We start from the raw sequence: 25097 nt of genomic DNA, 5'->3' as shown, positions 1-25097 counted from the left end.
TACACAAAGCTGCCTTCGTGAGAAAGCAGCTTTGTGTATAATTCAGAAGATCGTATCCGGAAGTTGTATTTAGATATACCGGTTAATCAGATTTTCCAGATATTCCTGTTTGCCGGAAATCATGGCAGGTTCGCCAGCTTCGGCTGCCAGGCTAAACAGGTCTTCCAGGCTAAGCTCTCCTTTTTCAAAGGAAGCTCCTTTGCCACTGTCGAAGCTTGCGTAGCGGTCGCTGCGGATTTTGTGATATTCGCCTTTTTGAGTGATTTTGTCGGCAATAAGCAGGGCGCGGGCCACGGTGTCCATGCCGCCAATGTGCGCGTAGAATAGATCCTCCACGTCAGTAGAATTGCGACGACGCTTGGCATCAAAGTTAATTCCGCCGCCGGCAAGTCCGCCTGCGTCTAAAATCACCAGCATAGCCTGCGTCCATTCCATCAAATCGTTGGGGAACTGATCGGTATCCCAGCCGTTTTGGTAGTCGCCCCGGTTGGCGTCGATAGAGCCGAGCATTCCGGCATCTGCCGCTACCTGCAACTCATGCTGAAACGTATGTCCGGCCAATGTAGCATGGTTCACTTCGAGATTCAGCGAAAAATCGTCCTGCAAATCAAATTGACGCAGGAACCCAACGACCGTGGCGGCGTCATAGTCGTACTGATGCTTGGTTGGCTCGCAGGGCTTTGGTTCAATAAAGAACTTACCCGTAAAACCATTTTTACGAGCGTACGAAACGGCCAATTTCAGCATTTGAGCAAAGTGCTCCTGCTCGCGCTTCATGTCTGTATTGAGCAGCGTCATGTAGCCTTCGCGGCCTCCCCAAAATACATAGTTTTCGCCACCAAGGGCAATTGTTGCATCAAGCGCCATTTTGATTTGGGCACCTGCGTGGGTCAATACCTGAAAGTCAGGATTGGTCGAAGCGCCATTCATGTAGCGATGATGACTGAACAAATTGGCCGTACCCCACAGGAGCTTCACGCTGCTGTCTTTTTGTTTTTGAGCCAGATAGTCAGTCAGGGCCTGCATCCGCTTTTCATTGGTACGCACATCGTCGTCATAGTCAACTACGTCTACATCATGGAAACAGTAGTACGGGGCACCGATTTTTGTAATGAACTCAAACGCCGCATCAGCTTTATCTTTGGCTCGTGCTACGGCATCACTTTTTTCGTTCCAGGGATAAAAAAGCGTGGGGCCGCCAAAGGGGTCAAGTCCGGTGCCGCAGAGCGTATGCCAATAGGCAACAGCAAAGCGCAAATGCTCTTTCATGGACTTGCCCGCTACGATCTGATTTTCGTCATACCAGCGAAAAGCCAAGGGGTTATCTGATTCAGGCCCCTCATAGGCAATCTTTCCGACGCCTTTAAAATATTCCCGATCACCAAGTAAAATGCTCATGTTTTTTTTCTGTAAAGTTGAAGGTAATTGCTTGAATTAATTAATAAGTGTAAAAATGACAATTTTATTTTATTCTACTGTTTCTTTTATAAAAAAAAGGTCAGGCTGTGAACCTGACCTTTCCTGAAAAGCTATACTTTAACTATTTTCTACTAGAAAAATTTAGCACGACGATCCACAATTTTTGCGTTATCGCGTACGGCTTCATTCAACAGAAAACTAGCGCGGCTTTCGATACCTTGTTGTAGCTGAGTTTTGTAAGGTGTATAGTCAGCGATTTGCGGAGCTTCGGTACGGTCTACAAGTTCCATTACAAATACTCCATTTTCACCGGTAAATACGGGTGATTTTTTTCCTTTCTGCAAGCCAAAACCTTTTCCAAGAGCAATCGGATCAAATCCGGCAGAGCTCAACAGGCCGGTGGCGAGAGAAATATCGTTTGCGGTTTCGAGCAGTGCCCCTGCACCGTATTTTTTTGCCATTGCTTCCAGATCTCCCACTGCACCCAACTTAGAGGTAATCTGTTCGGCTTTTAATTGGTTACGAACCTTGGCCGTCAATTCGTCTCTAAAATCATCTATTTTCACTTCGTCTTCATCCGTTTTTCCGGTAAGCACGGCTACTACGTACTGATCGTCGGTTTCGAATACCTGTGAAACGTCGTTGATGTCGGTTTTATCATTGAACGCCCAACGGACAATTTCACGGGCATTTTGGATGGCGTTTACATTAGAAGACGACTCGGGAAGGCGGTTAGCGGTAGCTACCACAAGTGATTTATCTGCCTTAACAGCTTCGTCAAATTGCGACTTTGTTTTTACAGAACCTGCAAACTGATCAGCCTTGCGGTAGGCCTCGTCGCGGGTAGCCTGACTTGGAGCGATTGTTTTGGCAATACCAGCCAACCGGTAGAGTGTATTTGATTTTGCGTCGGTTACTTTGATGATGTGAAAACCAAACTGACTTTCAACCAAACGGCCAATGAGCCCGGTGCCACTCATCGAGAAAACAGCATCTTCAAACGGCTTTACCATGGAGCCGTTGTTTTGAAAATAGCCCAAATCACCACCACGCTGAGCCGAACCCGGATCTGCACTGTTGGTAGCGGCCATTGCTTCAAAACTTGCTCCACCCCGAATCTGACCCAAAATTCCTTCGGCCCGCTGACGCGCCACTTCTTTGGCTGAATCCGATGGGTTTTCAGGACGAATCAAAATGTGGCTTGCTTTAACTGTCGACAGAGAGTCTTTTTTAGTTCCGTTGTATTTGTAGATAAAATAAGTGTTTCCTTCACGATAAGGACCATACACGCCACCGGGAACAAAGGTAGTCACGGCTTCTTTGAGCTGATCTGACATGCTTGCATACGACATATCAGTTGGCATCGCAATGTCAGAGTTCATACGAGCATAGGCAGAATCATTTTCTGCTGAGGCCAAACCACGGGCAAGCGTTTTGATTTCAGTATATAGCGCTGCGCTGTCGTCCTTAGCAGGCAAAACGGGAAACGTAACATACTGCACCGTGCGGGTGCTTACGCCTTTGTACTCATCGCGATGCGCGCTTAGGTATGATTCCAACTGCGAGTCGGTAACTTTAATGGTAGTGTCAGGTACCGAGTAAAAAGGTACATACAAATACCGCAAAGATGCCCGGGTATTTTGGGCCATGTATTCTTTTTCGGCTTCTGCTTTGGTTACGTAGGTAGACGTGCGTACCAGGTTTTCGTATTTCTGACGCAGACGATCCGAACGCAGGTTTTGCTCAAACTCTGCCCACGACTGTTGCTGAGGAAGCGGAAGTGTTTTCAGGTTTTTCAGGTAGTTTACTACGGCGCTTTTATCAAATGCACCGGTAGTAGGGTTGGCAAAAGCCTGCTGAATAGAAGGACTGATGTGGTTGCCCTGCACCATATCCACCATTTCTTCATCCGTTACGGTCAGGCCAAGCTTTTCATATTGTTCTTTGTAAGCAATATCAACGATCAGCTGATTCCAGGCTTGCTCCCGCAAGGCTACGATTTCCTGTTCTCCGGCAGCCCGTCCGGTTTGGGCTTCATAATTTTGCCGCATGACGTCGAGCCGATTCTGGAAGCTCTGAATGTCAATTTCCTTACCGGCAATCTCACCGAGGGTTTGATTGTTTCCCCCTCCAAACATGGAGTTGGGTCCCAGCAGGTCGCCTCCTACTATAAAGAAGATTAAGCTTACGGCAATAACCGTAACAGCAATCCCTGATTTTTCTCTGATTTTGTTAATTAATGCCATTTCTAGTTTCAAATTTGACCCGCAAAATAAAATCTTTTCTGGATACTATCCAAGTGTAGTTCTTTCTTCAAATCAAAAGAAGTGCCAAAACGCCCGTCCGGCAGTTCTTTTTAGCAGATTCTTATTTTTAAGAAATGAACTATTAGTGCATATGTCGGAGGTTGGCCCGGTACATAAAGCTGAAAATGACGCTAAAAAATGCGCCGCCCAGCATCGTCATCGTGCCCATCCACCCGCCTATCAGCAGCAAAGGTCCCAGGATAATCACGGCGATTCCTGCCAAATACAGATAAAAGCCCCGTTTTTGTAAATTCCACATCATATAGGCACCAAAAAGTGTAAGCGATTCGTAGATTAACATCAGGATGGCACTCAGACGAATGGTATCGGACGTTGCCTCTTCCCGAATGGAATCAAAAAGATTTTCCATGAATTCGGCATTTTCAGGGGTTGCCTGTGCTTCCATGCTTTCCTGAAGCTGCTCAAAAATTTCGCGCGTTTGATCCGCCACTACGCCCGGGTTCCATAAACGATCGGACTGTGTCCAAAGACCTGACACACAACTGATGAACGTGAGCATGCATAAAAATGACAGAAATCTGGGGCGCTCCACGGGGGTTGAAGAATCTGACATGGGATAATTATAAGTGATAGTTTGTAAAAGCGGGCAAAAGTTGCGGTTTTAGATGAAAACACCAAAAGCATTTAATTTTATTACTGAAATTGACCTCCGGTTGTTTTGCAAATACCTTCATAAAGAGTCAGGAGCTGGTTTTGCTTTAAAAACCAGCTAGTCCCTTTCTCCTGAATAATGCTTTGGCTGCATTTTTCTCCTGCAAATTGAAATGCATTTCTTATACTTGCGAATCGTACAACTTTATTACAACTAAAATCCAATTTTCATGAGTTTAGAAATTCTGACAGACCGCATCCGCACCGTAGTAGGTACCGAAAATTCCATGGTGGCAAAGGTGAAATTCGCAACCGACGAAGGTGTCATTTTTATAGATACCACCCAGGTTCCGAATGTAGTAACGAATGAAGACCAAGAAGCGCAGTGTACCCTGGAAATATCTTCCGAAAATGCGTTAAAAATGCTGGACGGTGATATAAATCCAATGATGGCCTACATGACGGGGAAACTAAAAATCAAAGGAGATATGGGCATTGCGATGAAAATTGCTCAGGTATTTGGTAGTTAATCAGCTGTCTATGCTTGCAATGTTTACCATTTTAAATTTTCAAAAATCGTATGCCAACAAAAAATGAACTAACGGATTCAGACAATCGCCGTCAGTTTTTGAAAACGGGTGCAGCGGCGGCGGCAGGTATATTTATTGTGCCCAGGCACGTTCTTGGCAAAGGCTATGTACCGCCAAGCGATAAGCTAAACATTGCGGCAGTGGGATGTGGAGGTAAAGCAGATTTTAATATTCAGCAAGCGTATAATGGCGGCACAGACAACATAGCAGCTCTATGTGATGTGGACGACCGGCAGGCGGTCAAGTACCGGGGCATGTTTCCCAAAGCGCCTTACTACCGCGACTATCGGCAGATGCTCGAAAAAGAAGCACGAAACATCGATGCTGTCCTGATAACTACGCCCGATCATATGCACTATAAAATTGCGATAGCGGCCATGGAATTGGGCAAACATGTGTACGTCGAAAAACCATTGACCAAAGATATTTGGGAAGCACGACAGCTTACACAGGCTGCAGAAAAATATCGCGTTGTGACCCAAATGGGCAATCAGGGTAGTAGTGGAGACGGCACCCGCCAAACCGAAGCGATGGTGCGGTCGGGGATGATCGGTGAGGTTCATACGGTAGAAGTTTGGACCAACCGCCCGGTATGGCCACAGGGTGTCAAATCGCCTAAAGATCGGGGCGAGTCGCAGCCCGTTCCGGCCGGAGTAGACTGGGACTTGTGGCTGGGAACTGCGCCCAAACGCCCGTATCACGAAGCTTATATGCCTTTTCGCTGGCGGGGCTACTGGGATTTTGGCACGGGAGCATTGGGCGATATGGGTTGCCATTTTATGGACGTTCCCTTTCGGGCCCTGAACCTTGGCTATCCCAATTCGGTGGAATGTAGTGTTGGATCAGTTTATGCAGATTTTTTTCAGGAAGCATTTTTTGATGATGTGTGCCCGCCTTCATCGGCCATTCACCTCAAATTTCCTGCAAAAGATTCGAATGGAAAAGAGTTGAGCCTTTCGTGGTACGATGGCGGCATCCGGCCCCGGCTACCCGAAGGCTGTGCGTACGAAACAGTCTTTGGAAATGAAGATGGCGGCATGCTATTTATCGGAACCAAAGGAATGTTGAGTGCTGAGCTTTTTGGGGCAAATCCCAGGCTGTGGCCTGAATCGTCCTTTAAGGATGTGAAGCTGCCACCGCCCGCCCGCCCACTCGTAGAAGGTGGCGAAGAGGGACATCAGCAGCAGTGGGTAAAAGCCTGTAAAAAGGGCGTAGGAACCTACACTAGTTCTGCTTTTGCGGAGTCCGGCCCGCTCACCGAAACCGTGTTGATGGGGAATCTCGCCGTACGTTCTTTCCTGTATCGGGAGCCAAAGTCTACCGGGGGTTTTTCATTTCCTGGAAGGCAAAAATTGCTTTGGAATGGAGAAGCAATGAAGATTACCAACTTTGAACCCGCCAATCAGTTTGTGAAACGGGACTATCGAACGGGTTGGTAAGTTTTCTTTTTATCAATAAAAAATCACCACCGTTGCACCATCCGGTCTGCAACGGTGTTTTTGTTTCAACTAAAATTAATTCAAACGTATCATCAGATGAATCTTGATTTAACCGGAAAAACAGCCCTTGTATGCGGCAGTACGCAGGGGATAGGCCGGGCTTCGGCAGAGGAGCTGGCGCTTTTAGGGGCAAACGTAACGCTTATGGCCCGAAATGAAGACTCTTTAAAAGATGTAATGGATACATTGGATACTTCATTGGGGCAAATCCATCGATACATTGTAGCTGATTTTGAGGAAGTAGAAGGAGTCAAAAAAGCACTGGAAGATTATCTTCGCCTTGTGCCGGATATTCACATTTTGGTCAACAATACGGGTGGGCCAGCGGGCGGGCCACTAATAGATGCCGCTGCTGAACAATTTTTGAAGACGTTTCAAATGCACCTCATCAACAACCAAACCCTGGTTCAGGCAGTGGTGCCGTCGATGAAAAAAGCGGGTTTTGGGCGAATCGTCAACATTATCAGCACGTCTGTGAAACAACCCATCGTGGGCCTGGGCGTGTCTAACACCATTCGGGCGGCAGTGGCCAATTGGGCCAAAACACTTTCGCTTGAATTGGGCAAAGAGAGTATTACCGTAAACAACGTGCTGCCGGGCTACACCCGCACGGGCCGTTTGGATGCCGTGCTTACTATGCGGGCCGAAGCTCAGGGGAAGACAGTTGACCAGCTTTCGACTGAAATGGAATCCGAAATGCCAACCGGCCGGTTTGTCGAGGCCCGTGAAGTGGCGGCGGCGGTTGCCTTTTTGTGCAGCCCTGCCGCAGCAAGCATTAGCGGAATCAATCTGCCAGTGGATGGTGGAAAAACGGGGAGTTTGTAAAGGAAAATAACTTCGCTGGAATTTAATAAGCCAAGAGTTTATCAATAACTTTTCAGAATTACTCTAGAAACATGCGGGAAAGTCTTTCTTACTTTCCCGCGTTTATTCATACACTTTATCTCCTTTTTGCAGCCAAACACCCCAACTTCGGGAGTAGGCATGTACCTTTTTCGTTGGCTTCCCGGTGCTATCGACAATCGGATAGTCCTGATTGACCCATTCAAAGAGACTTCCGTACAAATTTTGCACATTCGTAAAACCGGCCTGCATTAATTGCCTGCCTACTTTTTCGCTCCTGACGCCAACGGAACAATAGACAATCACTGGCATATTTTTATCCATGTCCTTTACTCGATCCAGCGTAAAGTCCTCATAACCAACCCATCGGGCATTTGGAATATGGCTTACATTAAACTCTTCCTTTGCCCGGGTGTCTAAGAATAGGGCAGCCCGGGTTTTATGAGCATCTGCACAGCTGATTAACGGTACGTCGTCTTTATATAAAGTTTTGAGCAACGTGCGGTACGAGTTACTTTTTATCTGTGCGGACGTCAAAAAACAGGATAATTGCAAGAAAAAATAAGTAAATATTGCTAACTTCTTTATCATATTGCGTTATACTAGTATATTAAAAACTTTCCCGGGATGCCCCCCCTATAATGTGATTGCCCACTCTTTAAGTCGCAAACAGAAGGTATGAAAAATTGGTTTGATCTTGGCCCTCGTTTATATATAGTTCGTGTTTTAGTTGGAATAGTACTCCTCATTGTGGTCACATCTGTGGTTGCTATTGGCTGGAAGGGTAAAGAGGCATTGCCGTTTTACTACCCAACCAAACAACCGGAGGAACCCGTAAAGGTTGTAAAAAAACGCCCAAAGGCAGTTGTTAAGCAATTGCCGCTGGAAGTACTGCCCGAAAGTGATTGGGCAGACAGTACGTTACGTACGCTCACGCTGGACGAAAAGATTGGCCAATTTTTTATGGTAGCCACATTTTCCAATCGCGATGAGTCTTATTACCGTATTGTAGATCGCCTTGTGACCGACTACAAACTAGGTGGACTAATCTTCTTTCAGGGCGGGCCTTATCGGCAGGCCGTGCTTACCAATCGCTATCAGGCACTGGCCAAAGTGCCGCTGTTCATTGGAATAGATGGTGAGTGGGGACTGGGCATGCGGCTCGACAGCACTATTTCTTTTCCAAAACAAATGGTGCTTGGTGCTATTCGTGATGAAACGCTGGTCTATCGTATGGGCGATTTGATTGGGCAGCATTGTCGGCGGATGGGCATTCACATCAACTTTGCGCCTGTATCAGATATTAACAGCAATCCGGATAATCCTGTGATTGGGTTCCGTTCTTTTGGGGAAGATCGCGACAATGTAACCCAAAAAGCGGTGGCCTATATGAAAGGCCTGCAACGCAACCGGGTGATTGCCACCGCCAAACACTTTCCCGGACATGGCGATACCGACGCAGACTCGCATTATACCTTACCGGTAGTGAGCCACTCTTCCGATCAACTTCGGGAAATTGACCTGTATCCCTACAAAAGACTCATCGCCGATAGCCTCATGGGGGTTTTGACGGGGCATTTGTACGTACCTGTTCTTGACAATACACCTCAATTGGCAACCTCACTTTCTGAAAAAGTGGTGACCCAACTGTTACAAAATCAAATGGGCTTTAAAGGACTCATTTTCACTGATGCCATGAATATGCGGGGTGTGTTAAAAACCGGCAAGGCTTCGGAAGTAAACCTGAAAGCTTTACTGGCCGGAAACGACATTTTGCTATATCCCGAAAGCATTGCCGAAACAATTCAACGGATTAAAGAGGCTGTTGAACAGGGGGTTATTACCGAAGAGTTTATTGATAAAAAAGTACATAAAATATTGAGAGGCAAATACTGGGCTGGCCTAAACGCCTATCAGCCAATTGTTTTACCAAACTTATATCAGGATCTTAATGGTGAAGAAAGCCGTGAATTGAGTCGTGAATTGAGTGAAGCTTCGGTAACGGTAATTAAAAACGAAAAGTCGCTGTTGCCATTTGCGAGCCTGGAAGGAGTACATGTTGCATCGGTTACGGTTGGGGCGGGAGTAGGAACACCTTTCCAGAAAATGATGAACCGCTATGCGCCGGTCAAGCAATTTGTGTTTGAGGATAAACCAAATGGCGAGCAGGAAATTTCCGAAATGATGCAACATCTGGCCCCGTACGAAACGGTTGTGGTTGGAGTACATGGCATTAGCAATTCGCCGAAGCGGCGGCATGGCATTTCCAACGGAACTGCTGCGTTTGTGGCGAGGCTCAAAGCGGAAGGGAAAAAAGTGGTGCTGTGCCTGTTTGGTACGCCATACAGCATCCGGTTTTTCCCTCCTACGGATGCCCTGATTTGTGCGAATGAAGATAATGAAACTACGCAGCAAGTGGCGTCTCAGATTATGTTTGGTGCGCTTCCGGCCCGAGGAATGTTGCCCGTGTCGGTAGCGGGCTATCATCCCGGAACGTTTGTCGAAACGTCGGTAGTGGATCGTATGAGCTACGGTACACCCGAAAGCGTGGGGATGAATGCCAACATGCTCCGAAACATTGATCATGTGGTAGCAGAAGCTATTGATCAGCATGTTTTTCCGGGCTGTCAGGTAGTTGTAGCCCGAAAAGGGAAAGTAGTTTATTCCAAGGGCTTCGGAAACCTTACCTACCGAACTACCGAGCGGGTTACAACCGAAACCCTGTACGACGTGGCGTCTGTAACGAAAGTTTCGGCCACTTTACAGGCAGTTATGTGGCTTTATGATAAAAAGAAACTTGATCTTGAACAAAAAGCATCATTCTATTTGCCCGAACTGAAAGGGACTAACAAACAGCATATTACAGTCAGAGAGTTGCTTCAGCATCGGTCAGGAATGGTTTCGTTTTATCCTAAACTATGGTCACGCACGATGACCGGAGGTGGCGGGCTTTTACCAGAATATTATAGTTCACAAGCTGACAGTAGTTACTACCTGCAGGTAGCCCCTAAGCTGTTTGCCAGGCCAATGCTACGCGATTCGGTCTGGAAATGGATTGTAGAATCGCCCCTCACAAACCGTCGTGATCGTTCGGGGCAAAATACCTTTGTGTATAGCGATTTAGGCTTTTTGACGCTTCAGAAAATCGTGGAAAGACTGACAGCCCAGCCGTTGGACATTTTTGTGTGGAAAACATTTTATGAACCTATGGGCCTTTCGTCTCTGGGGTATAATCCACTGCGACGTTTTCCTTCCAGCCGAATTGCACCCACAGAACAGGATTATCGGTTTCGGGGACAGTTGCTTCAAGGTACGGTTCATGACCAAATGGCCGCTGTAATGGGAGGGGTATCGGGACATGCAGGTTTGTTTGGTACCGCCACCGATCTGGCTATGCTGATGCAAATGAATTTGTGGAAAGGAAAATATGGTGGAAAAACATTCTTTCAGCCATCGACTGTACCTACATTTTCCCGCCTGTACGATGAAGCGCATCACCGGGGCTTAGGATGGGAAAAAGTACTGACTTCTGGTACTAGTTCCTATGTTTCTGATAAAGCCTCTGCCAATTCTTTTGGGCATACCGGATTTACGGGAGCAATTGTCTGGGCTGATCCTGACGAAGATCTGGTTTTTGTTTTCCTGTCGAATCGCGTGCATCCGGACCCGGAGAATAAAGGAATTACAACTCATCGTACCCGACGAAAATTACACGATATTATCTATCAGTCGCTGCTTCATTCCTAAGGGAAGGAATACGGATGGATGTCTCAGTTTTGAAAATTATAGCTAACTTTAACCCCAAATTAAAAGCTTAGTTCAGAATTGTAACTCCATAAAATAGACTGTATGCAACGTAGATATTTTACTCACTGGCTGGTAGTTGGATTGATCGTGTTGGGATGGGTAAGTGAGTCAAAGGCTCAAACAATAACCACAAGCGCCTTAGCCGTTTCCGAAATTTGCGGCGGAACTTCCCTTTCTGTCCCTTTTTCTACTACCGGGGTCTTTGGAGCGGGCAATACATTTAGCGTTCAACTTTCCAATGCAGCCGGGAGTTTTGCCTCCCCGCGCACGCTTGCACCTTCGGGTGCAGCAAGTCCAATTATAGTAACAATTCCCAGTGATGTAGCGAATGGTAATGCCTACCGGGTGCGCGTAGTATCAAGCAGCCCTCAGGTGATTGGTTCCACGAGTGGCACGGTACTTTCTATTCAACAAACACCCGCGGCTCCGGTGGTGCCTGTTACAAGTTTTTCCTACTGTAAAGATGCTCCTGCTACACCTCTTACCGCCACGGCTTCGGGAGGTAATACGCTGCAATGGTACAATGCGGGTGGAGGAGCAATTGCCGGCCCGCCCACGATATCTACCGCTAGTACTGGTACTCAGAATTTCAGCGTTTCACAAATAACCACCGGCGGATGTGAAAGTGCACGCGTTCCGATCTCCATTGAGGTTTTTGCCATTCCGGCCGCACCTATTGTAAGTACTCCGCTCGAAATTTGTGCCGGTAGTGGAGTATCAGCTTTAACCGCTACGGGAAATAGTTTGAAGTGGTACGATTCTTCCAATACACTATTGGGAGGTGCACCTACTCCCAGTAATACTACTTCTTCCAGTTACAGCGTTTCTCAAACAATTAATGGCTGTGAAAGCCCGAAGAGCACAATTACGGTTACGGTAAAAGCTAAGCCAGCTCCCCCCGCTGTGGCAAATGTTACCGCTTGTTTTGGGGCAACAATTTCAACGCTCACCGCTACAGGAAGTGCATTGAAGTGGTATACTTCCAATGATACACCCCTTGGCTCTGCACCTGTTCCCGGAAATACGGCTAATTCCAGCTATAAAGTAACACAAACCGTAGGCGGTTGTGAAAGCGATAAAGCCACAATTACAGTGACAATAACACAAACACCTTTGCCAACTGTCAACTCAGCGCTTTCGTATTGCGTTGGCGAGTCAGCCCCAACGTTGACCGCCACCGGCACGGCATTGAAGTGGTATAGCAGCAACTCTGGTGGATCTCCCTTGGCAGGTGCACCTACCCCCTCAACTGGCTCCCCAGGAACATTTAATTTTTACGTAAGCCAAACCATAGATGGTTGCGAAAGTGGTAGAGCCCAAATAGTGGTTACGGTAAAAGCCATTCCAGCTGCACCTACCGTTAGCCCGGTAAGTGTTTGCGAAGGCAGCTCGACCGGCCCGCTTACAGCTACAGGCGCCAATCTAACCTGGTATGCGGCCGCTTCCGGTGGTTCAGGTTCAGGCACCGCACCCACACCCAGTACAGCCACGGTAGGTACTAGTTTCTTCTATGTTTCTCAAACCGTAAACGGATGCGAAAGTCCCCGAACTCAGCTATCTGTAACCATCCGAGATACACCCAATGCACCAGCTGTTACTTCTCCCGTAACTTATTGCTTTGGAGAAGTCGCTACGGCACTTACGGCTACCGGGACAGGTTTAAAATGGTATACGGCAGCTGGTGGAGCATTAGGCGCTGCACCAACCCCCAGCACGGCTGCGGCAGGCTCTACAACTTTTCAGGTAAGTCAGACAGCTAACTCTTGTGAAAGCCCAAAGGCGTCTATTGTCGTTACTGTTTACAGAACCAATTCTCCGACCGTAAATGCTCTGGTTGAGTATTGCCTTGGCGAGTCAGCCGTAGCTTTGTTGGCCAATGGCACATCGCTAAAATGGTATACAAGCTCTGCGGGTGGAGTAGGGGCGGCAACTGCTCCCATACCTCCAACCACCGCCGTTGGATCAACTCCCTACTTTGTAACACAAACACTCAATGGCTGTGAAAGTGACCGGGCCCGGGTAGATGTTTTGGTAAAGGCCATCCCGGCAGTTCCTGTCACAACTGCCCCTGCGCCTATTTGTCAGCTTGGTACTTCAACATCCCTGCTTGGGCAGGTAAGCGGGGTAACGGGCACCTTAAAGTGGTATACAGCAGCAACGGGCGGAACAAGCAATGCTACCGCACCGATACCTTCCACAGCCACCGCTGGTACAGCAACATTTTATGTAAGTCAAACGGTCAATAATTGTGAAAGTCCAAGAGCTTCCATTGCTTTTGAAACAAAAGCTAATCCTACGGCTCCCACTGTTACTGCATTGGTAGAATACTGCGAAAAAGCAACGGCAAGTCCCCTATCAGCCACAGGAACTGCCCTGAAATGGTATACAACCCCCACAGGTACAACCGGAGTGACTACTACCGCGCCAACTCCTTCAACTGTGTCTGTCACAACAACTGCCTACTATGTGAGTCAAACAACTACATATCCCGTAGGTACTGGCAGCCTGGCTTGTGAAGGACCCCGTGCGAGAATTAATGTGACCATCAATCCGCTTCCTGGTTTACCCTCAGTGATTTCGTTTCAGGAGTTTTGTCAGGAAAGACAGGACAAGAGTTTTACGTTTTCAGCAAATGGTACTAATCTGAAATGGTATACTGCCTCTACCGGTGGCGCAGGCGAAAACTCAGCTCCTTCCATAAACCTGAAAGAAGCAAAAGAAACCACATTTTATGTAAGTCAGGTAACCGACAAAAGCTGTGAAGGAAGTCGCGCTGAAATGAAAGTGCGGGTCAAGCGTCTGCCCGTTTTGCCGGTCGTGAGCTCACTGATTGAGTATTGCCAGTTTGATCAATCCCGGCAACTTACGGCCACTCCCGAAACCAATGGTATTCTGAACTGGTACGGAACCAATGCCTCAGGAGGTTCTCCCTCAGGCAATGCTCCAACGCCAAGTACGGCAGATGGTGGCGAAACGGCCTTTTTTGTAAGTCAAAGCCTGGAAGGTTGCGAAGGCGATCGGACCCAAATCCTGATTCGAATCAATACTACTCCCAAACCGGCGGTGGTCACTCCTGTAGAATATTGCCAGAATACCACCGCAACTCCGCTTTCGGCACAGGGAGCCAGTTTGAAGTGGTATCGTGAAGCTGCTGCTTCTGAATTTCAAACAAATCCATTTACACCCTTTACTGCGAATGTAGGGAATTTTGCTTTCTACGTTACCCAAACGGGTGGCAATGGCTGCGAAAGTCCAAAAGAGAAAATTGATGTACGTATTAAACCATTACCTTCTGCAACCATTACCGGCGACAACTCAATTAGCCTTGGGCAATCCGCACAGATTACCGTTACCTTTACCGGCGATGGCCCTTGGGACTATGTGCTTTCCAATGGCTTGACCGGAAAAGGCGAAACCCAAAATCCACTTCGGATTACGGTAAGTCCTTCGGTAACGACAACTTACGTGGTAACTGAGGTGGAGAATGTTTGCGGCAAAGGTATTCCCAATGGTAGCGCTATCGTAACCGTACGGATTCCTACAATCAGTACCGGAAACCCAACAATTGCCAGCCTGTGCGCAGGCAAATCGTTTACCATTCCGTTCCAGGCGTCAGGCGATTTTGTAGCTGACAATAGATTTAATGTACAAATTTCGTTAACCGAAGAAACTTCTGGATTTAAAACTATCCCCAGCGTCAGAACGGGCAATGAAGTTGTAGCAACGGTACCCGATACGACACTGGGTGGAAATTACTTTGTGCGGGTAGTTGGTCAAAGTGCACAGTTTTTGATTCCGGGAAGTATCAGCCCTGTCAACGTAACCGTTCGGCCTTTGCCAACCGCAACGCTTAGCGGAAACAACACGATCCTGATCGGCGAGTCGACCACCGTAAATGTAGCCTTTACCGGCGATAGTCCCTGGACGTTCCGGTTCAATGATTCAGGCCGTGATTCACTTATTACTACCAGCGTAACACCCTTTGTTATACCTGTGAAACCCGCAGTAACAACGACCTATTCGCTGACTTCGGTAACCAATCAATGCGGAGACGGAAAGGTAAGCGGGTTGGCGCGTATTCAGGTGGATCCAATTTTGAGCAATGAGCCTATCTATACTGCTACCTGGCTAAACGCGTATCCAAGTCCGGTGCAGACAATTTGTGTAGTAGAAATAAATTCCACAAGAACAGGCGATGAGTCCACGATTCAGGTAACCGACATGAATGGCCGTTCGATCCTTTCAAAAATAGTACGGGCAACCCGTACCGAAGTTGATTTTACGGATCAACCCGCCGGAGTTTATTTCCTGAGTGTGGAAAATGGTGGGAAACGTGCCGTAAAAAGAATTTTGAAACAGGATTAAACACTATCAATTATCGACTACTTCCAAAGCGGGAGGCCTCAGGCTCTCCCGCTTTTTGCTACAAAACCCCTACTCATGAGCCCGAATACAGATGTGTATTTTATGCAAAAAGCCCTGCAACTGGCTCAACAAGCTATGGAAGAAGGCGAAATACCCGTAGGTGCGGTGGTGGTTTGTCAGGATAAAATTATTGGAAAAGGATACAATCAGACTGAACGTGGTCAGGATGTGACAGCTCATGCCGAAATTCTGGCACTTACAGCGGCATCCAACTATCTGGGAGCCAAATACCTCAACAATTGTACGCTGTACGTGACGCTCGAACCCTGTGTCATGTGTGCTGGCGCGCTTTTTTGGGCACAGATAGGACGCGTTGTTTTTGCAGCCCGGGATACCAAACGAGGTTTTTCTCAGATTTCTCCCGCGATCTTACACCCAAAGACCCGACTTTCAGCGGGTGTACTGGCCGAGGAATCAGAATCGCTTTTGAAGATTTTTTTTAAGCGACTAAGAACATAAAATCGTATTCCTCTGTTAGAAAAACAACTAAAACTATTTTTAGAACGCATAAAACCACAAACAAAATGGCTTTTACACTCGATCCTTTACCCTACGCTAACGACGCTCTCGAACCGCATATTGATGCATTGACCATGGAAATTCATCATGACCGTCATCATCAAGCCTACGTAACCAACCTGAATGCAGCCGTTGCCGGCACTGACATGGAAGGCAAAAGCATTGAAGAGCTAATGGCAGGCGTAGGTGCCTTACCCGCTGCTGTTCGCAACAACGGAGGTGGCCACTGGAACCACTCTTTTTTCTGGAAGTCTCTGTCAGGTGATGGCGGTGGTGCACCCACCGGCGAACTGGCCAAAGCGATTGACAGCAAGTTTGGCTCATTTGATGCCTTAAAAGCTGAATTTAAAAAAGCCGCAGGCGGACGCTTCGGTTCAGGATGGGCCTGGCTGATCGTAACCGAAGGAGGTGAACTTGCCGTTACCTCAACTCCTAATCAGGACAATCCTCTGATGGACGTAGCCGAAACCAAGGGTACGCCCGTGCTCGGACTTGATGTTTGGGAACATGCTTATTACCTCAAATACCAAAACAAACGTCCTGATTATGTAGACGCTTACTGGAACGTGGTAGACTGGAATGCTGCCGAAGCGCTGTATCAATCTGCAAAATAAGTCCTGATACTCAGGAAGACGCGAAAAAGGTTTACTACTTGTGAAAAAATCTCTCAGATAACGTTGCAAGCTGTAAACCTTTTTCCTACTTTTGTAAGCCCAAAACGGAGATTGTAGCTCAGCAGGTTAGAGCGTCGGATTGTGGTTCCGAAGGTCGCGGGTTCGAACCCCGTCTTTCTCCCTCTTTAAAAACCCCGCCTGTCGGGGTTTTTTTTATAATTCAATTTGCGTATGGTCAGTTCCGCTTTGCGCCTGTCTCCACCTGTTCGCCGGGTATTATTTATTATACTTCCTTTGATGTACCTCGCCGGCCTGGTGGGGCTCAATGTTTCTGTACTTTTGCCCTTTTTTCAGCCCCTGATTCCTTTCAACCTGCTGGCTTCGCTGGGCATTTTACTGCTTTTTCACGACGATTGGCGTCCAACTTTTGGACTATATTGCCTGATGGCATTTCTGACTGGTTTTTTCGTAGAAGTAATCGGGGTGCATACCGGGCTGATTTTTGGCGATTATTCCTATGGCGCAGCACTCGGATGGAAAATCGCGGAGGTTCCGGTGGTAATTGGGGTCAATTGGCTGATCCTGACTTACTGTTGTGGCAGTTTTGTTGATAAAATTTCTACCACAAAACCTGTAAAAATTCTGCTTGCCGCAGCTTGCATGACTTTTTTGGATGTGTTCATTGAACCGGTAGCGATTCGGCTGGACTTCTGGCAGTGGCATCTGGGGGAAATTCCTTTGCAAAACTATGTTGCCTGGTACGTTATTTCTGCCGCTTTATTTGCCGTATTTTACTATTTACCCTTCCGAAAAAATAACCCAATTGCTTCCCTGCTTCTCTTGCTGCAATTTTTATTTTTTGCTCTAAATAACCTGGTTAACCTCCTTGATTAACAACAAATTAAACAATTTGTCAAAAAGATTGTTCTTCAATTAATAGGCCTAAACTGCTTATACTTAATATGATCCTGTGGTGGCAGCATGAACAGAATTCGTTTTTGTAGGTTCGTTCACGAAAGTGATTACTTTTGTGTTTAATGTAGAACCTAAGTTAAACAGATTTCAGAGATTCACAGGCTGAGGTTGACACGTGAGAAAGATATTTTGAAGTAAATTGATAAACACCCTCAAAGCACTATTTAGACATGAGTAATTATTCAATCCGCGATCTTGAACAACTGTCTGGTATCAAAGCGCATACGCTGCGTATTTGGGAACAGCGATACAACATTATTGCTCCCAAACGGACAGACACAAACATTCGGCTTTACGATGATCAGGACCTGAAATTGGTGCTGAATATTTCGTTGCTGAAAGAGCACGGATATAAAATTTCAGAAATTTCAAAAATGACTTCGGACGAGCTCAACGCCGAGGTTATGACTATTTCAGACCGGAAATTAAGCTACCCCGATCAAATACATGCGCTCACAATCTCGATGATTGATCTGGACGAAGAGCGTTTTGAGAAAATTATTAGTACCAATATTTTGCAATTTGGGTTTGAAAATACGATGATTCACATCATCTATCCGTTTTTGAGCCGCATTGGTACGCTTTGGGTAACGGGCTCAATTGGCCCCGCTCAGGAGCATTTTATTACAAATCTCATTCGTCAGAAAGTCATTGTGGCTATTGATGGTCAGGTTGTGAAGCAACTGCCAACGTCAAAAAAATTCCTGCTGTTTCTACCCGAAGGTGAACTGCACGAAATGGGCCTGCTCTTTGCTAATTATATCATCCGGGCCCGCAATCACAAAGTGGTTTATTTGGGGCAAAGTCTGCCTTTTAATGAAATAGAGTTTGCCTACAAACTTCACAAGCCGGACTACATTTTTACTGCTATTACGTCGGTTCCTTCCAGCAACGACGTGCAGCCTTATGTAGACAAACTGGCAGCTAATTTTCCTCAATCTACTATCCTTTTAACGGGTTATCAGGTCGTTGGTCAGGATATTCAGCCTTCGGAAAATACCATTTTGATTAATAAAATTGAAGATTTGATGCAATTGGCTGCTCACTAACTTACTACGTTAATGGCCTCTCCATGCTGAAAAGCCGCAATGTTTTCCGCCACAAGCTGTAAAAGCCGTATGCGGGACTCCTGAAAAGCCCACGCAATGTGTGGAGTAATTATACAATTTGGAGCAGTGAGAAGCGGATTGTCGGCTTTGGGTGGTTCGTTGGAAAGAACGTCCAAAGCCGCACCGGCCAAATCTCCGGCATGAAGCGCATGTGCCAACGCACCTTCATGGATCAACGGCCCACGTCCGGTATTGATTAGGTAAGCCGTTTTTTTCAGTAAAGCCAGAGAATCAGCATTGATAATTTCACGCGTTTCGTCGGTCAGCGGGCAGTGCAAACTCACTACGTCACTTTCCCGGAAAAGCGTTTCCAACGCTACCAGTTCAATACCTGCCCCTGCCGGTAGCTGACTTTTTCGATGCGCCAACACGCGCATACCCATGGCAAGAGCAATTTTGGCGACCTGCGCTCCAATGTCCCCCAAACCAATCAATCCCATCGTTTTCCCGGAAAGTTCTACCAAAGGGGTTTTCCAGTAACACCAGTCTTTGGCATTCGCCCAATCGCCCTGCCGGGTACTTTGGCTGTGTAGCTCGGTATGATTGGTCAACGCCAGAAGCAGCGAAAGTGTATGCTGTGCAACCGCCGGTGTGCTATATCCCCGAACATTAGTTACTGTAATTCCCAGCCTTTGTGCAGCCTGAATATCCACATTGTTGTATCCAGTGGCTGTCACACCTATGTACCGGAGTTTGGGCAATTGCTGCAAAGTTTCGGCAGAAAGCATTACTTTATTGGAAAGAACTATATCGGCATCCAATGCGCGTGTCACGATGTCTTCGGGTGCGGTGCGGTCATATACCGTGAAATTTCCCAATGTTTCCAGCGGGTTCCAGCTCATGTCGCCGGGGTTGAGGGTATAGCCATCCAAAAAAACGATATTCATGAGTATATCAGGTAAAAGTCAGGAGTTGATTTAGGAAAAAGTAGATTGAGCAAATGCCAGCGCTCTCCGCTCGGCCCAGCTAAATTCGTCACCAGCGACCAGAAAACCAACGTGTCCGCCACTTTTTGGCGATTCCAGAAAAACAAACGGATGTTCTTTTGCCAGGTCAGTGGGTGTACATTCGGGGGTGAGTATGGGGTCATTTTGAGCATTTACTACCAAAACCGGAACGCTGATAGCTGCCAGAAAGTAGCGTGCTGAGGCCTGAGTATAAAAGTCATCGGCATTTTGATACCCTCCTAAAACAGCCGAAAAGGCTTCGTCAAAATCACGCCAGACTTTTACAGTTTTCAGTTTGGCAAGATCAAGAAGACCCGGATGTTGCAGCGCTTTTGCCCTGATTTTGCGGGATAATTTTGTAAGGAAGCGTTTTTTATAGAATGCGTTTGAGCTGTGATCGAGTAGTTTAGCGCTGGAATGCAAGTCAAGCGGTGCTGAAAAAGCGACGGCCGTTTTTATCTCTTTGGGAACCTGAGACCCATACACGCCCAGATATTTGAGTGTGATATTTCCTCCCATACTGAATCCGACCAGGCAAATTTCCTCATACTTTCCTACCTGTAAAGCATGTCGGATCACGACCTCAATATCACCGATTTCGCCATGATTATAGAGCCGGAAAGCCCGGTTCATTTCACCACTGCACGAGCGGCAGTTCCAGGCGAGAGCGTCCCAGCCTTCCTGCGAAAAAAGCTTGGCAGTTCCCTTAACATAGTGCCGGCCGGAGTCTCCTTCCAAACCATGAGTAACAATGACCAGCCGCTTCTGATGAGTTCGTACCCAATCCAGATCCAGAAAATCTCCATCGGGCAATTCGAGCCGTTCCCGTTGGTAGGACAGCCCATGAATCTGCCGGAGTGCGCCGGGAATAATGGTCTGCAAATGCCCATTGAAAAGATAGCGCGGTGCGCCCGGATAGCTACTGGGAAAAACAAGGGGCATGAAATTTTCTTTTTTTAATTTAAAAAGCACCGAATGAGCAGGAGCTACCAACGCTTTCCACTCATTCGATGCCTGATTATTTCTTACTGAAATACCTTTCAACTCATCTGAAAAGCACTCTTATTTATTTCCTGTCCCGAGTTTTCCGGCACCGCTTTCTTGTTGTTCAGCCTGCATCGGATTGGCCGGACGGCGGAATTGCTGCTGCTTATAAATCTGGAAACGGGTAGGCTTGGCTACGCGTGGAAAGGAGTTATTTTCGGTATCAATATCCGCAATTTCAAAGTAAGGATCGAGTGTCCACTGAACAACTTTTTTCTTGGTAGAAATTACTTTTTGGATATCCTGATCATTGAAACGCCAGATTTCTGCCGGAAAGCGGGCCACCGAGTCGGTACCATCTTCAAACTCCATCCGCACAATCACCGGCATCACAAGTCCACCTTTGTTTTTGAGACTCAGTGTATAGAAATTAGTATTTGACTGCACCAGGTCGCGCTCCTCCGGAGATAGACTTGCCAGATAATCCTCGTATTTCTTACGATCTGAGTTGGTTACTTTAAACGGATCGTAGGTGTTATAAAAATCCGCCATCGTTGAGTCTTGTGCAACTACGGTTTGATCCTTCGTTTCGGCATCCCGCATTTTACTGATTGTTTTGGCTTTGCGAGCTGCTTCCTGCCGTGCGAGTTCTTTCTCGATTTCAGGATTTTGGGTATCTACGCTAAACCAGTTGACACTCACAATATCCTGATCAACGGGCTCAACGCCATAAAACCACCCTTTCCAGAACCAGTCCAAATCTACACCGGAAGCATCTTCCATGGTACGGAAAAAGTCAGCGGGTGTAGGGCTTTTGAAGCGCCAGCGGTTGGCGTATTCCTTAAATGCATAGTCAAAAAGCTCACGGCCCATGATAGTTTCGCGCAGGATGTTCAGCCCCGCAGCGGGTTTTGCGTAAGCATTGGGCCCCAGACCGATTACGTTGTCTGCGTTAGTCATGATCGGAGAGAGTACGTCTTTGTCAGAAGACATATAGTCTACAATTGACTGTGCTTCGCCGCGGCGGGTGGGGTAGTTGTAGTCCCATTCTTTTTCGGCCAGATATTGGCAAAAGGTATTCAATCCTTCGTCCATCCACGCCCACTGACGTTCGTCAGAGTTTACAATCATGGGGAAGAAATTATGGCCCACTTCGTGAATAATCACGCCAATCATGCCATATTTCACACTTTCACTATACGTTCCATCTTCTTCGGGCCGTCCGCCATTAAACGAAATCATCGGGTATTCCATACCACCGCCAGCCGTGGCATGGCACGAAATCGCTACCGGATACGGATACTCAAACGTACGATTGCCATACGATTTGAGCGTATGCTCTACGGCGCGGGTGGAGTACTGCTCCCACAACGGGTTGCCTTCTTTTGGATAAAAAGACATCGACCAAATCTTGCGGCCATTGCCATACACATCGGTTTTCATGGCATCCCAAATAAACTTCCGGCTGCTGGCAAAGGCAAAATCACGAACGTTGTCGGCTTTGTAAATCCAGGTTTTCTTACCCGTTGGCTTTGTTTTCTCGTTTTCTACGGCTTCTGCCTGCGTAACTATAATAATGGGCTTCGTGGCCGTTTCGGCCTCTTTCATGCGTTTTTTCTGGTCATTGGTTAGTACCTGAGCGTAGTTTTGACATTCGCCGGAAGCGGCCACCACGTGGTCGTCGGGTACGGTAATCGCCACTTTGTAGTTTCCAAAAATCAGAGAAAATTCTCCCTGACCCAAAAACTGCTTGTGCAGCCAGCCATTTACGTCGTCATAAGGAGCAAGACGTGGAAACCAGTGCGCAATGAAGTAGTTGTAGTTGCCGTCTTTTTCAAAAAACTCATAGCCACTCCGACCATAGTACTCCGTAATGTTGTAGGCCCAGTCTACGCCAAAAACTACGTTTGTGCCGGGCTTCATGGCTACGGGAAGGTCAATCCGCATCATTGTTCCGTTGATCGTGTAGGGAAGTGCCTTTCCGGCTTTATCCTTAACTGCGAAAATTTCATAACCAAATTGCTTTTCCGGGGCAAGAGTAGAGCCGCGACCCGTATTCATGGATTGCAGCTGACGAGTGCTCATGCCTTTTTCGCTGATAGCACCCGTGCGGCTTGAACCGCCGATAGCGTCTTTTGCAAACAGATTTTGATCCAGTTGAAGCCAGATGTATTTCAACTCGTCAGGAGAATTATTGAAATACGTAATGATTTCAGAACCAATGATGCGCTGCTTTTCGTCGTCCAGTTCTACCTTAATATCATAGTCAGCACGCTGTTGCCAGTAGTCCTTACCGGGTGCTCCGGAGGCTGTACGGTAGGTGTTGGGAGTCGGCAGGGCCGAGCCCAGTTGCTCGAAGGTAGTATTTGCTTTGTAGTTGGCCGGGTTTGAGGCACGCTGAGCGTGAATACCCCAGCTGACCAGACAAGCTACTACCAGAGAAAGAATTTTTTTCATGAATGTAAAATGATTTGGTTAGGTTTGGTAAAAGTGTTTTTGTGTTTTAAGTTTTTGATAAACAAATGTTTATATAAAAATGGTGTATTAATTGTTTCTTGAAAAGAGCGTTGCCAGCATCGATTGAAAAAGCTCATTGTTAAGAATAAGCGAAAGCGCCATTCCGGCAATAATTCCTGACAAAATATAATTCCAGGTTCTTTTGGGTATGCGTGCCAATTCTATCAGCCCAAATGCGAGAATCAGCACAATCAGCACAATCAGAATTTGACCTAATTCGAGACCTAGATTGAACGCCAGCAAGGGTTCAAAAATGCTGGATTCTTCGCCCAGTAAGCTCTGTAAGTAGGTAGAAAAACCCAGCCCGTGAATCAACCCAAAACCGAGTGCCAGCGGGTAGCGCAGAGGCGAGCTTTTTTCCTGCGTTACGAGTGTTGTTTTCGGAATCCGATGAAACATATTGACTACCGCTGTAATCAAAATTGTAATCGGAATTAGTAATTCAATCACATCAGGCCGAAACGATACAACCCGCAATGTAGCTAATGCCAGCGTAACAGAATGTCCAAGGGTAAAAGCAGTTACTAAAATTAAAACTTTTTTCCAGTCACGTAACGTATAAATGGCGCACAAAGCAATTACGAATAAAATGTGATCGTAGCCGTTGGGGTCAGTAATATGTTCAAATCCTAATTGAAGGTAAGCCTGGAACTCAGTCATGCAAATCAAGTTGTTAAAGCAATAAAGTTAGAAAAGACTTTTCATAGTCTATATACTACTATTTTGCTAAGGAGCAATTGCCGTGCAGGGTCTAATTTTTTCAGGAAAAAGTTAAATTTACCATCTTTTATTAATTCATCAATTCATGAAAACCATTCAATTTGAAAAAGCAGGTCCGCCTGCCGAAGTTTTATTTGTACACGAAAGTGCGGTTCCGAAACCTTCTAAGGGAGAACTTTTAGTGAAAGTCATTGCTGCGCCCGTCAATCCATCCGATCTTTCCTTTGTGCACGGACGCTACGGCCTACGTCCCGAACTGCCTTCTGCCGCCGGATTTGAAGGTGTAGGTACGGTAGAAGCCGTGGGTGAAGGTGTGGAGATTCCGGTTGGAAGCCGGGTTTCTTTTACGACCATTGGTTCCTGGTCTGAGTATGCGCTTGTTAATCACCGGGCGGTGATTCCCGTTCCGGACCAATTATCGGATCAGGTAGCTGCCCAGCTTTTTGTCAATCCATTTACGGCCTATGCCATGGTAGAAGAGTCAGGCGTGCAACCGGGCGAGTGGCTGATGATTACGGCCTGTGGCTCGGCTTACGGAAAACTTGTGATTCAGCTTTGCCGCAAAAAAGGCATCCGTACCATCGGCACGGTCCGGAGGGACGATCTGAACGAAGAATTGAAAAGACTGGGACTCGATGAGGTTATCAATACCGAAACCGAAAAACTGCCGGCCCGCGTTCGGGAAATTACGGGCGGTACGGGCGTGAAATGCGTGGTAGATGCCGTCGGAGGGCACCTGACCGAAGAGGCGATGAAATGCCTGGGTCAAAACGGTTTATTGCTGATTTTCGGACTTCTTAGTGCACAAAATCCAAGGCTTGACGTTGGCCTGATGATCTTTAAAGAACTAACGGTTAAGGGTTTTTGGCTATCCGAATGGATGCGTAAAGTGGATGCAGCTACACGCGCTCAGGTAGCCGGAAATGTAATCGGCTGGCTGGTGAGCGATGAAGTGTCGCTGCCGGTAGAAGCAACCTACGGCCTGGATGAGATCGTGAAAGCCGTCGAACACGCAGATAAACCCGGCCGTTGGGGGAAAATTTTGCTTCAACTTTCGTAAAAAATATTCAACTCTTATGGATTTTGAAATCTATAAAAGTTAGGTATTGATAATCAGGCCAGTAAGATTTTAATAGTCTTACTGGTTTTGGTTAAACTCCTGAGAGTTTTGGTGCATTTTTAGAGGAATCAACATTTTTTTCGTAAACTAG

General features: G+C 46.9%; 18 protein-coding genes and 1 tRNA gene. 11 read left to right on the top strand and 8 right to left on the bottom strand.

What is annotated here, in order from left to right; genetic code table 11:
• Positions 1 to 69: 69 nt before the first annotated feature.
• From xylA to EZE20_RS09755, 3 genes are all read right to left on the bottom strand, one after another.
• Positions 70 to 1398, bottom strand: a complete 1329-nt coding sequence (xylA, locus tag EZE20_RS09765) for a xylose isomerase (protein WP_132117006.1) — start codon at positions 1396 to 1398, stop codon at positions 70 to 72.
• A 152-nt stretch (positions 1399 to 1550) separates the two neighbouring features.
• A complete protein-coding gene (locus tag EZE20_RS09760; RefSeq protein WP_132117004.1) occupies positions 1551 to 3665 on the bottom strand; it encodes a peptidylprolyl isomerase in 2115 nt (704 codons plus the stop codon).
• Positions 3666 to 3807: 142 nt separating this feature from the next.
• Positions 3808 to 4299, bottom strand: coding sequence for a hypothetical protein (locus EZE20_RS09755; RefSeq protein ID WP_228713662.1), 492 nt, complete (start codon positions 4297 to 4299; stop codon positions 3808 to 3810).
• A 268-nt stretch (positions 4300 to 4567) separates the two neighbouring features.
• Between EZE20_RS09755 and EZE20_RS09750 the strand changes: the two genes are divergently transcribed.
• The 3 genes from EZE20_RS09750 (at position 4568) to EZE20_RS09740 (ending at position 7251) form a co-directional block, all read left to right on the top strand.
• On the top strand, positions 4568 to 4867 hold the full coding sequence (locus EZE20_RS09750) for an SCP2 sterol-binding domain-containing protein (RefSeq protein ID WP_132117002.1): 300 nt from the start codon (positions 4568 to 4570) through the stop codon (positions 4865 to 4867).
• Positions 4868 to 4917: 50 nt separating this feature from the next.
• On the top strand, positions 4918 to 6366 hold the full coding sequence (locus tag EZE20_RS09745; RefSeq protein ID WP_132117000.1) for a Gfo/Idh/MocA family protein: 1449 nt from the start codon (positions 4918 to 4920) through the stop codon (positions 6364 to 6366).
• A 96-nt stretch (positions 6367 to 6462) separates the two neighbouring features.
• Complete coding sequence (locus tag EZE20_RS09740) at positions 6463 to 7251, top strand: SDR family oxidoreductase (protein ID WP_132116998.1); 789 nt, start codon at positions 6463 to 6465, stop codon at positions 7249 to 7251.
• A 102-nt stretch (positions 7252 to 7353) separates the two neighbouring features.
• Here the strand turns inward: EZE20_RS09740 and EZE20_RS09735 are convergent, their stop codons facing one another.
• Positions 7354 to 7860, bottom strand: coding sequence for a rhodanese-like domain-containing protein (locus EZE20_RS09735; RefSeq protein WP_132116996.1), 507 nt, complete (start codon positions 7858 to 7860; stop codon positions 7354 to 7356).
• A gap of 87 nt (positions 7861 to 7947) precedes the next feature.
• Between EZE20_RS09735 and EZE20_RS09730 the strand changes: the two genes are divergently transcribed.
• The 7 genes from EZE20_RS09730 to EZE20_RS09700 all read left to right on the top strand — a co-directional run bounded on the left by EZE20_RS09730 (position 7948) and on the right by EZE20_RS09700 (position 18658).
• Positions 7948 to 11016 (top strand): glycoside hydrolase family 3 N-terminal domain-containing protein, encoded by a 3069-nt coding sequence (locus EZE20_RS09730; protein WP_132116994.1) that lies wholly within the window; start codon positions 7948 to 7950, stop codon positions 11014 to 11016.
• A 102-nt stretch (positions 11017 to 11118) separates the two neighbouring features.
• Positions 11119 to 15441 (top strand): T9SS type A sorting domain-containing protein, encoded by a 4323-nt coding sequence (locus EZE20_RS09725; RefSeq protein WP_132116992.1) that lies wholly within the window; start codon positions 11119 to 11121, stop codon positions 15439 to 15441.
• A gap of 75 nt (positions 15442 to 15516) precedes the next feature.
• Positions 15517 to 15960: a nucleoside deaminase gene (locus tag EZE20_RS09720; protein ID WP_132116990.1), complete on the top strand. Its 444-nt coding sequence runs from the start codon at positions 15517 to 15519 to the stop codon at positions 15958 to 15960.
• A 65-nt stretch (positions 15961 to 16025) separates the two neighbouring features.
• The gene (locus tag EZE20_RS09715) at positions 16026 to 16634 is read left to right on the top strand and encodes a superoxide dismutase (RefSeq protein WP_132116988.1); all 609 of its coding nucleotides are present in this window, start codon (positions 16026 to 16028) and stop codon (positions 16632 to 16634) included.
• Between the two features lie 106 nt (positions 16635 to 16740).
• Positions 16741 to 16816: transfer RNA gene (locus tag EZE20_RS09710), tRNA-His, on the top strand.
• 49 nt (positions 16817 to 16865) lie between these two features.
• Entirely contained in the window at positions 16866 to 17528 is a 663-nt protein-coding gene (locus EZE20_RS09705) for a carotenoid biosynthesis protein (protein WP_132116986.1), read from the top strand.
• A gap of 251 nt (positions 17529 to 17779) precedes the next feature.
• Entirely contained in the window at positions 17780 to 18658 is an 879-nt protein-coding gene (locus EZE20_RS09700; RefSeq protein WP_132116984.1) for a MerR family transcriptional regulator, read from the top strand.
• Here EZE20_RS09700 and EZE20_RS09695 read toward each other — a convergent pair.
• The 4 genes from EZE20_RS09695 to EZE20_RS09680 form a co-directional block, all read right to left on the bottom strand.
• On the bottom strand, positions 18655 to 19605 hold the full coding sequence (locus tag EZE20_RS09695; RefSeq protein ID WP_132116982.1) for a D-2-hydroxyacid dehydrogenase: 951 nt from the start codon (positions 19603 to 19605) through the stop codon (positions 18655 to 18657). The genes EZE20_RS09700 and EZE20_RS09695 overlap by 4 nt on opposite strands.
• A 30-nt stretch (positions 19606 to 19635) precedes the next feature.
• On the bottom strand, positions 19636 to 20607 hold the full coding sequence (locus EZE20_RS09690) for a YheT family hydrolase (RefSeq protein ID WP_132116980.1): 972 nt from the start codon (positions 20605 to 20607) through the stop codon (positions 19636 to 19638).
• Between the two features lie 120 nt (positions 20608 to 20727).
• Positions 20728 to 23106: a M1 family metallopeptidase gene (locus tag EZE20_RS09685; protein ID WP_132116978.1), complete on the bottom strand. Its 2379-nt coding sequence runs from the start codon at positions 23104 to 23106 to the stop codon at positions 20728 to 20730.
• Between the two features lie 87 nt (positions 23107 to 23193).
• Entirely contained in the window at positions 23194 to 23826 is a 633-nt protein-coding gene (locus EZE20_RS09680; RefSeq protein ID WP_132116976.1) for a HupE/UreJ family protein, read from the bottom strand.
• A 145-nt stretch (positions 23827 to 23971) separates the two neighbouring features.
• On the opposite strand from EZE20_RS09680, the gene EZE20_RS09675 reads away from it, so the two are divergent.
• Complete coding sequence (locus EZE20_RS09675; protein ID WP_132116974.1) at positions 23972 to 24946, top strand: zinc-dependent alcohol dehydrogenase family protein; 975 nt, start codon at positions 23972 to 23974, stop codon at positions 24944 to 24946.
• The last annotated feature ends 151 nt before the right edge of the window (positions 24947 to 25097 follow it).

The sequence above is a fragment of the Arundinibacter roseus genome (assembly GCF_004348825.1).
GTDB lineage: Bacteria > Bacteroidota > Bacteroidia > Cytophagales > Spirosomataceae > Arundinibacter > Arundinibacter roseus.
The sequence above is the reverse complement of the archived record's forward strand: the minus strand, read 5'-3'. Positions and strand labels throughout refer to the sequence as shown.